This window comes from Variovorax sp. SG517 (genome assembly GCF_013376045.1).
In the GTDB taxonomy this organism is placed as follows: Bacteria; Pseudomonadota; Gammaproteobacteria; order Burkholderiales; family Burkholderiaceae_C; genus Variovorax.
On the sequence record NZ_JABMJG010000005.1, the window covers coordinates 70,080 to 84,785 of the forward strand.

The 14,706-nt window shown below is 66.3% G+C and carries 12 protein-coding genes; 9 read left to right on the forward strand and 3 right to left on the reverse strand.

The window, feature by feature from the left end; genetic code table 11:
• The 7 genes from FHT32_RS16265 to FHT32_RS16295 all read left to right on the forward strand — a co-directional run.
• Positions 1-1,420: type VI secretion system Vgr family protein (locus FHT32_RS16265; RefSeq protein ID WP_256099021.1), on the forward strand; the 1,420-nt coding region annotated here is incomplete at its 5' end.
• Positions 1,421-1,448: 28 nt separating this feature from the next.
• Positions 1,449-3,785, forward strand: coding sequence for a type VI secretion system Vgr family protein (locus FHT32_RS16270; protein ID WP_176665651.1), 2,337 nt, complete (start codon positions 1,449-1,451; stop codon positions 3,783-3,785).
• A 31-nt stretch (positions 3,786-3,816) separates the two neighbouring features.
• The gene (locus FHT32_RS16275) at positions 3,817-4,257 is read left to right on the forward strand and encodes a hypothetical protein (RefSeq protein WP_176665652.1); all 441 of its coding nucleotides are present in this window, start codon (positions 3,817-3,819) and stop codon (positions 4,255-4,257) included.
• Positions 4,254-6,929, forward strand: a complete 2,676-nt coding sequence (locus FHT32_RS16280; RefSeq protein WP_176665653.1) for a DUF2169 domain-containing protein — start codon at positions 4,254-4,256, stop codon at positions 6,927-6,929. Before FHT32_RS16275 ends, FHT32_RS16280 begins: the two co-directional genes overlap by 4 nt.
• A complete protein-coding gene (locus FHT32_RS16285; RefSeq protein ID WP_256099022.1) occupies positions 6,926-7,981 on the forward strand; it encodes a pentapeptide repeat-containing protein in 1,056 nt (351 codons plus the stop codon). Before FHT32_RS16280 ends, FHT32_RS16285 begins: the two co-directional genes overlap by 4 nt.
• A 20-nt stretch (positions 7,982-8,001) precedes the next feature.
• Positions 8,002-8,706 carry a DUF3540 domain-containing protein gene (locus tag FHT32_RS16290; protein ID WP_176665654.1) on the forward strand — a complete coding sequence of 235 codons (705 nt, stop codon included), beginning with the start codon at positions 8,002-8,004 and terminating at the stop codon, positions 8,704-8,706.
• A 51-nt stretch (positions 8,707-8,757) separates the two neighbouring features.
• Positions 8,758-9,141: a DUF4150 domain-containing protein gene (locus FHT32_RS16295; protein ID WP_176665655.1), complete on the forward strand. Its 384-nt coding sequence runs from the start codon at positions 8,758-8,760 to the stop codon at positions 9,139-9,141.
• Between the two features lie 55 nt (positions 9,142-9,196).
• Here FHT32_RS16295 and FHT32_RS16300 read toward each other — a convergent pair whose 3' ends face one another.
• Genes FHT32_RS16300 through FHT32_RS16310 form a run of 3 tightly spaced genes read right to left on the reverse strand, consistent with a single transcriptional unit; the run spans position 9,197 to position 12,384 of the window.
• Positions 9,197-10,006, reverse strand: coding sequence for a protein phosphatase 2C domain-containing protein (locus FHT32_RS16300; protein ID WP_176665656.1), 810 nt, complete (start codon positions 10,004-10,006; stop codon positions 9,197-9,199).
• On the reverse strand, positions 9,999-12,026 hold the full coding sequence (gene tagH / locus FHT32_RS16305) for a type VI secretion system-associated FHA domain protein TagH (protein WP_176665657.1): 2,028 nt from the start codon (positions 12,024-12,026) through the stop codon (positions 9,999-10,001). The genes FHT32_RS16300 and tagH overlap by 8 nt, the downstream gene beginning before the upstream one ends.
• A 58-nt stretch (positions 12,027-12,084) precedes the next feature.
• Positions 12,085-12,384, reverse strand: a complete 300-nt coding sequence (locus FHT32_RS16310) for a TssQ family T6SS-associated lipoprotein (RefSeq protein WP_371132186.1) — start codon at positions 12,382-12,384, stop codon at positions 12,085-12,087.
• Positions 12,385-12,635: 251 nt separating this feature from the next.
• Here FHT32_RS16310 and tssJ point away from each other — a divergent pair, with 251 nt between their 5' ends.
• Together tssJ and tssK are read left to right on the forward strand one after the other, a co-directional pair.
• Positions 12,636-13,154 (forward strand): type VI secretion system lipoprotein TssJ, encoded by a 519-nt coding sequence (gene tssJ, locus FHT32_RS16315; RefSeq protein WP_176665659.1) that lies wholly within the window; start codon positions 12,636-12,638, stop codon positions 13,152-13,154.
• Between the two features lie 256 nt (positions 13,155-13,410).
• Positions 13,411-14,706 (forward strand): type VI secretion system baseplate subunit TssK, encoded by a 1,296-nt coding sequence (tssK, locus tag FHT32_RS16320; protein ID WP_256099049.1) that lies wholly within the window; start codon positions 13,411-13,413, stop codon positions 14,704-14,706.

Genomic DNA, 14,706 nt, shown 5'->3' on the forward strand with positions numbered 1-14,706 from the left:
GCGCAACTCGCCGAGGTCGGACGACAACCAGGAGTACCTGGCGGTGTCGGTGTCGTACGCGCTGCGAGAAGGCGGGTATGCCACGGGCGCGGAGCCTGGCACCTACGACTTCAACTTCGTGGTGCAGCCCACGGCGCTGGCGTTCAGGGCGCCGCGGCAGACGCCGGTGCCGCGCACGAGCGGTCCGCAGACGGCCACGGTCGTGGGGCCTGAAGGCGAGGAGATCTGGACCGACCAGTACGGTCGGGTGAAGGTGCAGTTCCACTGGGACCGGTATGGGCAGCGCAACGAGAACAGCTCGCGCTTCGTGCGGGTGTCGCACATCTGGGCGGGCGAGAGGTTCGGGGGCGTGTTCACGCCGCGCATCGGTCAGGAGGTGATCGTCGACTTCATCGGGGGACGGGTGGACCGTCCGGTGATCGTGGGGCGTGTGTACAACGCCGACCAGATGCCGCCGTTCAGCCTGCCGGGAGAGGCGACCAAGAGCGGGATCGTCACGCGCTCGAGCAAGGGCGGCTCGGAGGCCACGGCCAATGCCTTCGTGTTCGAGGACAGGATGGGCGCGGAGCAGATCCTGGTGCACGCGGAGCGCAACCTCGATGTAGAGGTGGAAGGGGACGAGACACACACGACCGAGAAGACGCGCACGACGCTGATCAAGGGGCACGAGTCGGCGACGTACGAGTCGGGCGAGGAGCGTCACATCACGCAGGGTGCGGTGGAGACGATCGACGGAGGGGAAGAGCGCACGGTGACGGGGGGTGCGACGGAGACGGTGACCGACGGGGAGCTGCGCACGATCACGGGCGGGGCGACGGAGACGATCAGCGGGGGCGAGACGCGTGTGGTCACCGGGGGCATCGTCGAGACGGACAACGGCGACGTGCTGCTCGTGGTCAACGGAAGCACGATGCGCCTCGTGACGGGGGCGGACATCCGCATCACCGCGGCGGGCCGACTGGAGATCATCAACGCCCTCGACGGCAAGCTCGTGATCGGTCCGCAGTCGACCACCGTGACGGGAACGAAGACCGTGTCGGCGCCGACCATGGTCTACAACAGCGACAACTACACGGTCAACACCACCAACTACACGCTCAACGCGGACGTGGCGATCCTCAACACGCCCGGCTACACCGGCAACGCGGCCGACCAGGGGTGGATCGACCAGCAGAAGGACATCGTGTCGAACAGGCACGTCCGGCTCTTCATCGGGTCCACCGATCTCTTCGGCATCAAGGCGCAGGTCTCAGTGATGAACACCATGCTCAACGGCGTTTTCGCGAACTGGTCGTACCTGTTCCTGCTCGACGCGCCACTCGCCATCAAGTACGGCATCAAGAACCGCAACTTCCTGGGGACGCGATGGACCATGGTGCCGCTGGTGTTCAGCGCCAATCTGAAGAGCAACGTGAAATGAATGTCATGGATGCAAGGGGGACCCCGGCATGACGAGAGTCGTTCGCGCGCATACGCCGCTCGGTGAAGATCAGTTGCTCTTCAGGGCCATGCACGGCAGCGAGACGCTGTCGGAACTGTTCGAGTTCGAGGTCGAGCTGCTCAGCCCCAACCCGTCCATCGATGCCAAGTCTCTTCTGGGCAAATCGATGGCGCTGGAGATGAAGACCGCGGCCGATGCGCGCTTCCTCCATGGCGAGGTCACGCGTTTTGCCCGCACGGGCCGCGAAGGCGGCACTGTGCGCCACACGGTCTACAGGGCCACCGTGCGTCCCTGGCTGTGGTACCTCACGCGCTCGAGCCACAGCCGCACCTTCCAGGGCTGCACCGCGGTCGAGATGATCGAGGAAGTGCTCGGCGCCTACGGCTATGCCTACGAGAAGAAGCTCAGCGGCAGCTACAGGGCCTGGGACTTCTGCGCCCAGTACGAGGAATCGGACTTCGCCTTCGTGAGCCGGCTGATGGAACTCGAAGGCATCTACTACTGGTTCAGGCACGACAGGAACCAGCACACGCTGGTGCTGGCCGACGATGCCTCGGCCCATGACGAGCTTCCCGGCTACGCGTGCATCGACTACTTCGCCAGCGATCGCGCCATCACGGACGACATCGAGGTGATCGACGACTGGCAGGTAACGGCAGAAGTGCGATCGGGCAGCTACACGGTCAACGACTTCAACTTCACCACGCCCAGGGCCGACCTGTCGAGCACGCGCGCGCAGCCCCTGGCCACCGACAACGCCGACTACGACATGTACGAGTGGATCGGCGACTACGGCGCGGCCGGAGATGGCGAGCACTATGCGCGCGTGCGGCTCGAGGAAGCGCAGTCGCTCGCGGATCGCAGCGTCGGCCACTCCACCGTGCGCGGCATCGCGCCGGGATACCGCTTCACCATGCGCGGCTCCCCGCGCGACGACGACAACCGCGAATACCTGCTGGTGTCGGTGCGCTACGAATGGCGCGAAGGCGGCTACGCCACCGCGGCGGATGCGCGGGGCGGCTCCTTGTTCGGCGCCGGGTTCGTCGTGCAGCCAGCCGACAGGCCGTTTCGCGCACCCCGGCGCACGCCGATGCCGCGCACCAGCGGCCCGCAGACCGCCACGGTCGTCGGCCCCGAGGGCGAGGAGATCTGGACCGACGAGTACGGCCGCGTGAAGGTGCAGTTCCACTGGGACCGCGTCGGACAGAACAACCAGGACAGCTCGTTCTGGGTGCGCGTCTCGCAGGCATGGGCGGGAGACTCCTTCGGCACGGTGCACGTGCCGCGCATAGGCCAGGAGGTGATCGTCGACTTCATCTCCGGGCGCATCGACCGTCCCATCGTGATCGGCCGCGTCTACAACGCCGACCAGATGCCTCCCTTCGACCTGCCGGCCGAAGATACCAAGAGCGGCATCGTCTCGCGCTCGACCAAGGGCGGTTCGGTGGCGAACGCCAATGCGATCGTCTTCGAGGACCGCACCGGCGCCGAGCAGATCCTGCTGCACGCCGAGCGCAACCTCGACACCGAGGTGGAGGGCGACGAGACCCACACCACCGAGAAGACGCGCACCACGCTCATCAAGGGCCACGAGTCCTCCACCTTCGAGTCGGGCGAGGAGCGCCACATCACCGCCGGCGCGGTGGAGACCATCGACGGCGGCGAGACCCGCACCGTGCACGACGGAGCGACAGAGACGGTGTCTGGCGGAGAAATCCGCACCATCACCGGCGGCGCGACCGAGATCATCAGCGGCGGCGAGAAACGCCTCGTCAACGGCGGCATCTTCGAGACCGTGAACGGCGACGTGGTCGTCACCGTCAACGGCTCGGTACTGCGGCTGGTTGCCGGTGCCGACATCCGGATCACCTGCAGCGGCCGCGTCGAGATCGTCAATGCCTTCGAGGGCAAGCTGGTGCTGGGGCCGGACAACACCGTGGTCACCGGCCCCAAGACCGTCACGGCGCCCGACATCACCTACACGAGCACTGATCACACGGTCAACACCACCAATTTCACAATCAACACGAAGGTGACGACCTACAACACGCCCAGGCAGGAAGTGAATGCAGACAGCCAGACCTGGTATCAGCGCAACGTGAAGGAAGGCACCGGCTACCAGGCCACGGCGACGGGCGCCGCCGCCGACGTCTACGGCGTGAAGATCCAGACCTCGGGCGTGAACTCGATCAATTCGACGGTGTTCGTCAACCTCTCCGCGGTGAACTGGGTCGAGTGGATCTGGCGCAAGGAAAACGCAATCATCAAGCTGAAGAAAGCCGCCGTGCAGGTCGAAGCGGCAGCGACCGAAACGGAGACCAACGGCTTGAGCAACACCCAATGAAGCATCGCGTCGCATCAGGAGGCATCCCGGCATGACGTGGTCTGACATCCTGCTCGGCACCATCGGTGCGATCGTGCTGATCGCGGCGCTGTTGTTCTCCGTCGCGCTGGTCTGGTCCGCGGTGCTCACCAATTCGGAGTACAAGCAGGAGGAGCGCCACTGGCTCGAGCTGCGCGGCAATGCCCGGCGGGGCGAAGCCGAAGTGCTCGGGCTCGCGCGCCCCCCGGGGCGTCTCACCAAGCGCGGCCGCCACGCCGCGGACATGGCCGCTGCCGAGCTTCGGCTGGCTTATCGGGACGACCAGGGTGCGCTGCAGGAAGCCACGCTGAAGACCTTCATCGACGAAGAACTGCTCTACGGATTCGTCAGGGGCAGCAAGGTACACGTCCTGTATTCGAACGCGACACCACCCGTGGTGGCGATCGATCGCGATCGCACCCAGGTCGAGATCCCGAGCACAACAACTGCATGAAGATCATCAAGCCGCTGCGCATGAGCATGCTCACCCGTCCCTTCATCAAGGACCGCCGCCATTGGCTCGGAATGACTGCGATCGTCATGACCGACGGGTTCGGACCGGATGCGCAGCTCGTGCCCGAACCCGATTGCTGGAAGACCTTCGCGGAAGAACTCGGCAGCGAGTTAGCCTTCGACCTGGGCATGCCCAAGGCGACCCCGGAGTTCCTGGTGACGGGCCATGCCTACACCTGCCACCAGCAGGACCGCACGCAGACCGCAGTCTCTGTACGGGTGGGTTCGCGCACCAAGGCGTTGCACGTATCCGGCGACCGTTTCTGGATCAATGGCCATCCGAGCGCGCCGCAGCCTTTCGAGAAACTGAAGCTCGACTGGCGGCATGCCTTCGGCGGCCCCGGCTTCGCCGAAAACCCGGCGGGTATCGGGCACGAGGACGAGAGCGTGAACGGCCTGCGCACGCGCCGCCTGCCCAACATCGAAATGCCGAATGCGATGCTGCACCGCCAGGATCAGCAGGCTGTCCCGGCGGGCTTCGGCCCCGTGGACATCGAGCGGCCTTCGCGCGCGCAGCGCCTCGGCCGGCAATACGACGAGCCCTGGAAGCAGAACCTCTTTCCGGGCTATGCGCTCGACATGGACTGGCACTATTTCAACGCCGCGCCGCCGGACCAGTGGCTCGCGCCGGAGGAGGGCGAATTGGCCGGCGCCGACTTCGAGATCGTCAACATGCATCCGGCGCATGCCCTGCTGCGAGGGCGTATTCCCGACTGGCGAGCGCGGGGCTTCGTGATGCGCGGCGTGCATCATCCGCGCAAGCTCGACGACGCGGTGCTGGAAGACCTGCCGCTTCGCCTGACCACGGCCTGGTTCTTTCCGCATCTGGAGCGCCTGGGCCTGGTCTATCACGGCGTGACCCCCGTCACGCAGGACGATGCCGCCGACATCAGCCACGCGATGATGGCGATGGAGGAGAGCGCGGCGGCGCCACTGCCGCTCTCCGGCTATCGCGAGGTGCTGGTGACCCGCTGCGAGGCGGAGGACCGCGCGCTCTACTTCATGCGCGACGAGCAGCTCATGCCCGAAAGTATCCTCGGGCCATGGCCCGAACTGGATGCCGCGGCGCCACCGCCTTCACCGCTGCGGAAGAACCTCCAGGCGCGCGCCGATCGCATGCGTTCCGAGGCCAGGGAAAAGGCCTTGAACGACGGCGTCGACCTGGGCCGCTACGACGCGGCCGATAGCGAGATGCCGCCGATACGCCCCCCCGCCTCGATGCGCGAATTGCCTGCCTACATCGACAAGACGCGCGCCCTGATCGCCAATCAGCGCGCCAGGCTCGAAGACGTGCGAAAGGAAATGGCTGCGGCCGCAGAAGCCAATGCGGTCGAGTCGCGCAAGGCGGGTTTCGATACCTCGAAGCTCATGGCGCTGAGCACCACGGCCAAGCAGAAGGGCCCCCCGAAGCTCGATGCCTGGGCCAACATCGAGCGATTGCAGCAGCGTTCCGCCGCGCAGGGCACGCGGCCGATGTCGCAGGATGCGGTCGAGCAGATGAAGAGACTGTCCGGTGCCGCAAGCGAGCGGCTCACGGCAAGCTACCGACGCATGGCCCAGCATCAGGATGCAGCGGATGCGATGCCGCCCGAGCAGGCCGAGCGCGTGCGCGCTGAGGCGCAGCGCATTCTGGAAGGCAGCCGCGACTTCTCCGATCTCGACCTCACCGGAGCGAACTTTTCGGGCATGGATCTGCGCGCCACGAGGTGGCAGCGCGCGCTCCTGGAAAGCGCCGACTTCAGCGGCTGCATCCTCGATGACACCGATTTCAGCGAGGCACTGCTGGTGCGGGCCCGCTTTGCCGGCTCTTCGCTGCGCAGTTCCAATTTCTCCAAGGCCAACATGACGATGGCCGTGTGCGTGAACACCGATTTCTCGAACGCCCGCTTCGACGCCACCCAGCTCGACCAGCTGCGGGCCGAAGGCTGCGACTTCTCCGATGCGAGCCTGGCCAACCTGACGCTGGACAAGGCGCATCTGAGCAACTGCAGCTTCGAGCGTGCGGGGCTTTTCTCCGTGGACTTCCTCGATGGAAGCGAGCTGCACGGCATCCGCTTCGATCACGCCCGGCTGCGCAAGGTCTCGTGGTACGAGTGCGTGGTGTCGGGACTGTCGTTCGCTGGCGCCGGGCTCGACACCTGCGACTGGACCGACAGCGAATCCCGTGGCGGCATCGATTTCTCGGACGCCCGTGTGGAGAGCACCTGTTTCGTCGGTGCGAGCAAGCTGGGCGGTGCGGGCTTCCGGCGGGCGGTGCTGATCGACTGCAACCTGCGTGATGCCGTTCTAGATGCGGCGGATTTCACCGGCGCGCGAATGGACAACACCGACTTCTCCAATGCCTCGATGCGCAATTCGGTGCTGGAGAACGCCGATGCGCGGAACTCGAGCTTCGTGCGCACCGATCTCACGGGGGCATCGCTGTCCGGTGCAAATCTGATCGGCGCCAATCTCCAGAAAGCCCTGCTCTCATCGGCCAACTTCCATCGGGCAAACCTGTTCCAGGCCGACCTGGGTCAATGCCTGATCGACCCCTACACGCGCTTCGACGAAGCCTATGTCGTGCAGGTCAAGACGCTGCCCAAGCGCACGCCGGAACCGGACGCGCCATGACGCCCACAAGAATCCAGTCGATGGTCAAGCGCGGTGACGAAGTGCGCGAGAAGCAGTTGCGCGGGATCGACTTTCGCGGCTTCGATCTCGCGGGCGGGATGTTCTCGGAGTGTGATTTCAGCGGTGCCGACTTCTCCGGTGCGAATCTCGGAGGCAGTGTCTTCGACCGATGCGTTCTTGCCGGCTCGAACCTGAGCTCCGCGGCCGTCGGCGAGTGCGTTTTCACCCGATGCGAAGCACCGGCGGTGCGCATGCCGGGCGCGAAGCTCGATGGCGTCATGTTCGAGACATGCAACCTCTCCGGCGCGGATTTCTCGGGCGCCGATCTGGGGCGCGCCATCTTCGACAGCTGCATGCTCGACGACGCATCGTTCGCCGGCATGAGCGTCGAGAAAATCAGCTTCAGCAGCTGCAAGCTGCGCCGGGCGGACTTCTCTCGCGTTCGGGTTAGCGCGACCTTCTATCAGACGGACCTGCGTTCGGCCGTCTTCAGCGGCTGCAGCTACGACAAGACGATCTTCGTGGAGTCCAACCTGTCAGGGCAGGTCTTTCGCGGACAGTCCTTCCAGAATTGCCAGTTCGCCGACGCCGACCTGCGCGACTGCGACTTCGAAGGCGCGACGCTGGCTGCCTGCAACTTCAAGGGCGCACAGCTCGAAGGCGGCAACCTGCGGCGCGTGCAGGCGCCGCAATGCCTGTTCCCGCAGGCGCACATGAAAGGCGTGCCCTGTGCCGGTGGCGTGTTCACGCAGAGCATCTGGATCGATGCCGAGCTGGAGGGCGCGGACTTCTCCGGCGCCAATCTTGAGCAGTGCGTGTTCCATCGCGCGCGCTGCGGCGCGGCCAGCTTCGCGGACACGGGCCTGACCTATGCCGACTTCTCGTATGCAGACCTGCACGATGCCGATTTCCGGCGTGCCGCGTTCATGCGCACGAAGATGCACCGCGCGCAGACCGAGGGCGTGCGTTTTTCGGACCGCGTCGGGCTGCTGCCGAACGATCCCGACCTGTTCGCTGCCGAGGAGTTCTCGGCGCATCGATCCAGCAGCTGAAAAGGACATCGAGGTACCCCATGAATGCCACGTCCCTGAGATCACCGCCAACCGGGCAGTCCGGCTCTTCAGCGCCCCGGACAGGAACAGGTGCGAGTGCGGAGGGCGTCGTCAATGCGCTGGGAACCGTCACCTCGGTGCTGCCCGGCGGCCTCTACAGCGTCGACAGCGACGGCCGCCTGCTGCGCTGCCAGCGCGCCGCGAGCTGCCTGCTGCGTCCCGAGATCGGCGACCTCGTGCTCGTGAGCGGTCCTGACGCGAACCGCCTCTACCTCACGGCAGTCGCCGAGCAGGCCGACGCAAACACCTCGCGCCTGGATGTGAACGGCGATCTCACGCTGGCCTCGGAGCGCGGCTCGGTGCGCGTCGAGAGCGCGGCGGAGCTGTCGCTCAAGGGCGGCACGAGCCTGCGCATGGCTTCCGAAAAACTCGAGATCGACGCCGCCGCGGCCGATTGCAGCGTGAGCCAGCTCGCGTACCGGGGCGAAGAAGTCCAGGTCACGGCACTCGGTATCCGCGTGATCGGAAGGGTGTACGAGGCGATCGTCGACCGCCTCGTGCACCTGAGCAAGACCGCATTCCGCATGACCGACGGCATCGACCAGGTGCGTGCCGGCCACATCGACTATCACGCCGAGGAAATGGCGCGCCTGCACGGAAAGAATACGGTCGTCACGGCGCAAGACCTGATCAAGACCGACGCCAGCCAGATTCACATGGGCTGAATCGGGCTGAATCGCCGATGTGAAATTCTCGATATACGAAGGAGACATCGAATGTTTGCCAATTGCCAGCTCATGGGCGTGGATCTCGCCTTTCCGGACGTCTGCAAATCGCCGGCCATCCCGATCCCCTACCCGAACTTCGCGCTCGGCCCCACCGCGATCCCCAAGGCCTGGAACATCCTCTATCTGTGCACGCCTGCGCACAACCTGGCGACGCGCACGCCCATCACCAACGGCGACAACGCGGGTATCGGCCTCGGGGTGGCGGTTCAGAGCGTGATGGGCGAATCGCAGCACACGCTGGGCGCGTTCACGATGCTCGTCAAGGGATCGCCGCAGACGCGCCTGACGAGCATGACACGGCAGAACCGCGGCAACACGATGGGCATGCGGATTGTGCCGAGCCAGCCCAAGATCCTCGTGCTGATGGCCTGAGAGCGAGAGAAGAAAAGAGAAGAAAAAGAGAAGAAGCACGAAGGGCGGGCGAAGCTCACGCCGCCCTGGGAGCACCCGCCAGCGTCACCTGCTGCGGAAACCCCACCCACACCGCCAGCGCCGAGTAGTTGTCCTGCGAATCATCGGCCTTGGCTTCAGCCGCGCGCCGGATCAGCGCCAGCCACTCCTCCGCGCTGTCGGCCAACTGCAGCGAACGTTCCATCACCTGCTGCGAGATCAGCTGCCACAACCCGTCGGTGCAAAGCAGGAAGGCATCGCCATCGGCCAGGCGCTGCGGCGCGGTGATCGTGGCCTCGGCCGTCGCACGCGCACCGAGTGCGCGGTACAGCAGGTTGGTCTTCACGAGCCGCTCGCCGCCGTTCTGATGGCTCGCAGCCGCATCGCCGGATCGCTCCGACAGGCTGTGATCCTCCGTGCGCTGCATCAGCGCACCGCGTCGGAACCAGTAGAGGCGGCTGTCGCCCACATGCGCCCAGCAGGCCTGGTTGGTGATGCGGTCGACGAAGAGCGACACGAAGGTCGCGCTCATGCGGCTTTGTTCGGTCAGCTCGCGCTGCTTCGCGAGGATGGCGTCGTTGGCCGCCTTCACGCAGCGCTGGATGTTGTCGGCGGCCAGCGAAGGAGCATCCACGAAGGCATCGAGGGCAGTGTCGACCGCGATGCGCGAAGCCAGTTCGCCGCCTGCGTTGCCGCCCACGCCGTCGCTCACCACGAAGCAGCCGTTGCGCTCGTCGAGGTGGTAGCCGATGGCGTCCTGGTTGCCGCTGCGCTCGCCGACGCAGGAGAACTGCGAGGTGGAGATCGGTACTGCGAATGAAGAGGAAGAGCGTGTGGCTTCAAGCACGGCGCGCCTCCTTCAGCCGTTCCATCTCCTTGTCGTAGGCCTGCTGGAACGCGCGGCCGAAGACGGCCTGGAAGTCGTCCTCGACCGCCGCCGTGGTCTCGGTGTGCAGCTGCTGCAGCTGGCGCCACAGGCGGGCTTCGCGGCCGCCGGGCAGCAGCTTCTCGCCCAGGCTTCCATCGTGCGGAGTCTCGCGGCTGAGCGCGGCGGGGTCGAAGCGCTTGAGCAGCGTGAGCAGCGCGGCGCGCATGCCGGCGACCATGCCGAGCTGGTGCGACTGCAGGTCGCCGAGCGCGTCGTGCACGGCGGCCTCGGGCGGCAGGAAGCCGGGCATGCGCGCGCCGAACATCTGCATCAGCACGGCGCGGCCATTGGGCAGGATCTTGAACGGGTTGTTCTCCTCGTCCACGATCATCGTGATCTCGGCGCGCACCTCGCGCTTGAGCATGGCGCGCGAGGACAGCAGCTCGATCGTGCCGTCGGTGAAGGCGCGCATGATGCGGCCGAGCCGCTGCATGGCCTCGATGTCCATCGGCTGCTGGCCGGCGACCTCGGGCACGCCGGCGCCTTCGAGGAAGGCCCTGAAGAGGGCTTCCGCTGACGACGATGAGGGTGCGATTGCCGCTGTGTCGGGCTGCGTCGCGGTCGGTGCTGCTGCTGCCGTCGTCGGTGCGGTCGATGCGACGGGCGCTGCTGCAACGGGGGGCGGCTCGGGCGCGGGCGGCGGCGCAGGAGGAGGGGGTGGCGGGGGAGGCGGCGGAGGAACCGGTGCGGGCGGAGGTGGTGCCTCCGCTCTCGGCGGCTCGACGACAGGCGCAGATGCGGGCGCAGGTGCAGGCACCGCGACCGGAGTCGGGGGACGGAACTGCGCCGCCACTTCGCGCGCATGGTTCGAGTGGCTGTACCCCTGCACCGCCGGCCTGTTGTTCTGCAGCAGTTCGACCGCCGGATGCGTGTCGCCAGGCAGCAGCGGATCGGTGTGCGCCAGCGCCGTGGGGCGCGGGTCGGAAAGAGGCGAATGCGCGCTCTCGTCGGAGGCGAAGAAGGACAGCGGGTCGACACCGCGCTTCAGCGCCATGTCCGACATGTCGTTGGCGGCGCCGGGGTTCAGTTCGGCGAGCGGGTCGACCGGGTTGCGGCGCGCCTGCGAGGGCAGCTCGAAGGGCTCGTGCGCCATCGGATCGGGCATCGGCTCGGGCGTGGTGTCGACGCGGCGCGGCGCGTTGGCGAGGATGGCGTCCCAGTCCGCGGCGGAAGGCATCTGCGACGAGGCCGTGCCCGGCCTCGGCTTCTGCGGCGGCTGCACCGCAGGAGGTGCTGGCGGCTGTTGGTACTGCTGCTGGAGGGGGAAGGGCGAGCCGAAGGCTTCGTTCGGTCCCGGCGTCGGTGTCGATGCCGGCGATGGTGCCGGCGCGAAAGCCGTCGGCGGCGGCATCGGCGGCGTTGCCTGCCGCGGCGATGGCATCGCGACCGTGGGTTGGGTGTCGCCGATGGGTAGCGCGCCTTCGCCGAACAGGTCGGAGAACACGTCGGACGAGCCGGAGGAAGGCAGCAGCGCATCGATGGGGCTGGCCGACATCGGCGCGGCCATTGGCGGCGGTGCGAACTGCGCGGGCGCTGGCGAAGGTACGGGTTCGGGTGCAAAGGCAGGAGGAGGCGCGTGCACGGGCATCGCGGCCATCGGCGGTGCGGCCGTCGGCGCGGCGCGCAATGCGCTCGAAGCTTCCAGCACATAGCTGCCGATCGCCACGCGGTCGCCATCGGCCACGCGCGCTTCCTGCTCGTGCGCGAGCGGGCGTCCGTTCACGCTGATCGGCAGCACGGCGCTCATGTTGCGCAGCACCGCCACGCCGTCGTCGTCATAGCGCACGGTGGCCTGCAGGCGCGAGATCTGGCGCTGCTCGTCGGGCAGCACGAGGTTGTTGTCGGGGCTGCGTCCGATCGTTCCTCCGGGGGCGGCAAGCAATGCCGAAGGGCCCGTGGCCACCGGCCTGCCCGCGTGTTCGATCACTGTCCAACGCATGGCTTCTCCGTGTTGGTCTTCCCGCGCCGCGGCGCCCGTGCGGCCGCGATGCTCTTCATCAACGCTTCATTCGCTTGGCGGCCTCGAACGCGGGGCCCCACACCGGATGCTTGCGCTCCGCCACGTTGAGCTCGAAGGTCGGGAACGCGTCGAGGATCTTGCGGAATTGCAGGCGGCACTCGGGGATCTGGTTGGCCACGCAGTAGCTGAAGGCCTCGAGCTTCATCGCGTCGAGGCGCGTGGAAGGCTCCGCGGCCTCGAACACCGACACGCCGCCGCTCTTGAGCGTGCTGAGTGCCTTGGCATAGTCGCCTTCGTCATACGCCTGTTGCGCCTTCTCGAGCGTGGTGCGCGCCACTTGCTGGCTCAGTCGTTCGGGTTGGGGCGCTGGCTCCGGCGGCGGGGTGGTCGTGCAACCGGCGACGACCAAAAGAGCGAACGCCAGAGCAGGCAGACATGACTTCAATCTTCTCTCCTACCTTGCAGAAGCAATGAAAAGGCAATGCTTGGAATGGTGTGCCGCTTGATCGCGACACGGCATGCACGCGATGCGCCATCGTAAGGGCGCATGACTTCGATAATATAAGCCGCGAACCCCGGGAGATTCCAATGCATCGACGAAGCTTGCTACAAGGCGCACTCGCAACCACACCGTTGTGGGCGGGCCTCATCAGCGGATGCGCATCGACGGCCAAGTCCATGCCCACGCCCTACGCCGTCACCATCAGGATCGACGAAGGCGTCAATCCCGACGGCCGGGGGCAGGCCGCTCCCATCCTCGTCAAGGTCTTCGAATTGAAATCTTCCGGCAACTTCGAGACGGCAGACTACTTTGCATTACAGGACCGTGACAGAGAGACGCTGAGCACCGAACTGGTCAATGCCGACCAGGCCATCATGCGCAGCGGCGAGGAGCGCGTGTTCAAGCGCGAGGCCGGTCTCGACTCGCGCGCCATCGGCATCATCGCGGGCTATCGCAAGCTGGAGGCCGCTCGCTGGCGCATCGTGCTGCCGCTGAAGGAGCCCAAGCAGACGAACCTGTACAAGGTGTGGCAGTTCTCGCCGAGCGAGCAGGCCGTGCAGGTCGTCGTGCGCAAGGCGGGCATAGAGCTGCTACCAAGTCGTTAACTTTGCACTGAAGGTACTCAATGACTAGTACCAAAGTGCGAAAAATTCATAAGCGAAATGCGGTGCAAAACGTAAGACGCGACGTGTAGCATCGAGAGCAAAACAAGTGGACCGGGAGGCCGCTAATCAGCGCATCTCCCGCTTCGGCGTGAGCACTCCCCAGGAGGTCTTTTTGGTGACAGTTCGCAATTCGGGCGCTGCAAAGAACGGCGCCCATCCGCAGGCATTGGCGAATCGCGTTGTGTGGTCCGAGGGCATGTACCTGCGCCCCCAGCACTTCCAGCAAATGGAACGCTATGTCGAGCAGTACGTGACCCGGCGCACCGCGGGTCTGCAAGGCGCCTACTGGGGCTGGCTGCACCTGGACATCGACCGCGACGCGTATGCCCTGGGCCGTGTGTCGCTGCTCGGCGGCGCGGGCGTGATGCCCGACGGCACGCCCTTCTCGTTCGGCGCGGAAGACGCACCGCTTCCTTATGAAGTACCGAGCGATCTCACCGACGAACTCATCGTTCTCGCGCTCCCGTTGCGCAGGCCCGGCAGCGAGGAAGTCATCTTCTCGGAAGACGAGGGCTCCGCTGCGCGCTTCGGCGTGATCGAGCGCGAAGTGAACGACGGCAATGCCGTCGCGCTCGGCCCGGCAGTGCTGCAGCTCGCCGCGCCGCGCCTGCGGCTCGCGCGCGCTTCTTCCCTTACCGCCGAATGGCAGGCGATTGGCGCGGTTCGCGTGATCGAGCGGCGCACCGACCACAAGCTGGTGGTGGACGCCAACTACATTCCGCCGGTGCTCGATGCTTCCGCGCACGCCATGCTGCGCAGCATGATCGCGGAGCTGCACGGCCTGCTCACGCAGCGCTCCGAAGCTCTGGCCTCGCGCCTCTCGCAACCGGGGCGCGGCGGCGTGAGCGAAGTCTCCGACTTCCTGCTGCTCGAACTGGTCAACCGCTATCTCGCGCTCACCTGGCATGCGCAGCAGGCGGTGCAGGTGCACCCGGAAGAGCTCTTCGTCGACTGGCTCAAGCTGGCCTGCCACCTGGCCACGCACACCTCGCCCACGCGCCGTCCGGTGCTGTGGCCGATCTACGACCACGACAACCTCAACGAGTGCATCCGCCCGCTGCTCGAAGAGCTTCGGCGATCGCTGTCGGCCGTGCTCGAGCAGAGCGCGATCGCCATCGAACTGGAGGAGCGCAGCCACGGCGTGCGCGTGGGCCGCATGCCCGACCCGGTGCTGGTGCGCAACGCCGGCTTCGTGCTCGCGGTGCATGCCGACCTGCCGGCCGACGCCATTCAGCAGCGCTTCCCCACGCAGGTGAAGATCGGCTCGGTCGAGCGCATCCGCGACCTCGTGCAGCTGCAGCTGCCGGGCGTGGTGGTGCGTCCGCTGCCGGTTGCGCCGCGGCAGATTCCGTACAACGCGGGCTATCACTACTTCGAACTCGACAAAAGCGGCGACATGTGGCGCCAGCTCGAGAAATCGGGCGGCGTGGCAATGCACCTGGCCGGTGACTTTCCCGGTCTGGCCATGGAGTTCTGGGCCATCCGTCCGTGA

Bases quoted from the DNA above. Each gene is read 5' to 3' on its own strand.
- FHT32_RS16270 (WP_176665651.1), top strand. From the start codon at position 1,449: ATGACGAGAGTCGTTCGCGCGCATACGCCGCTCGGTGAAGATCAGTTG.
- FHT32_RS16275 (WP_176665652.1), top strand. From the start codon at position 3,817: ATGACGTGGTCTGACATCCTGCTCGGCACCATCGGTGCGATCGTGCTG.
- FHT32_RS16280 (WP_176665653.1), top strand. From the start codon at position 4,254: ATGAAGATCATCAAGCCGCTGCGCATGAGCATGCTCACCCGTCCCTTC.
- FHT32_RS16285 (WP_256099022.1), top strand. From the start codon at position 6,926: ATGACGCCCACAAGAATCCAGTCGATGGTCAAGCGCGGTGACGAAGTG.
- FHT32_RS16290 (WP_176665654.1), top strand. From the start codon at position 8,002: ATGAATGCCACGTCCCTGAGATCACCGCCAACCGGGCAGTCCGGCTCT.
- FHT32_RS16295 (WP_176665655.1), top strand. From the start codon at position 8,758: ATGTTTGCCAATTGCCAGCTCATGGGCGTGGATCTCGCCTTTCCGGAC.
- tagH (WP_176665657.1), bottom strand. From the start codon at position 12,026: ATGCGTTGGACAGTGATCGAACACGCGGGCAGGCCGGTGGCCACGGGC.
- tssJ (WP_176665659.1), top strand. From the start codon at position 12,636: ATGCATCGACGAAGCTTGCTACAAGGCGCACTCGCAACCACACCGTTG.
- tssK (WP_256099049.1), top strand. From the start codon at position 13,411: ATGTACCTGCGCCCCCAGCACTTCCAGCAAATGGAACGCTATGTCGAG.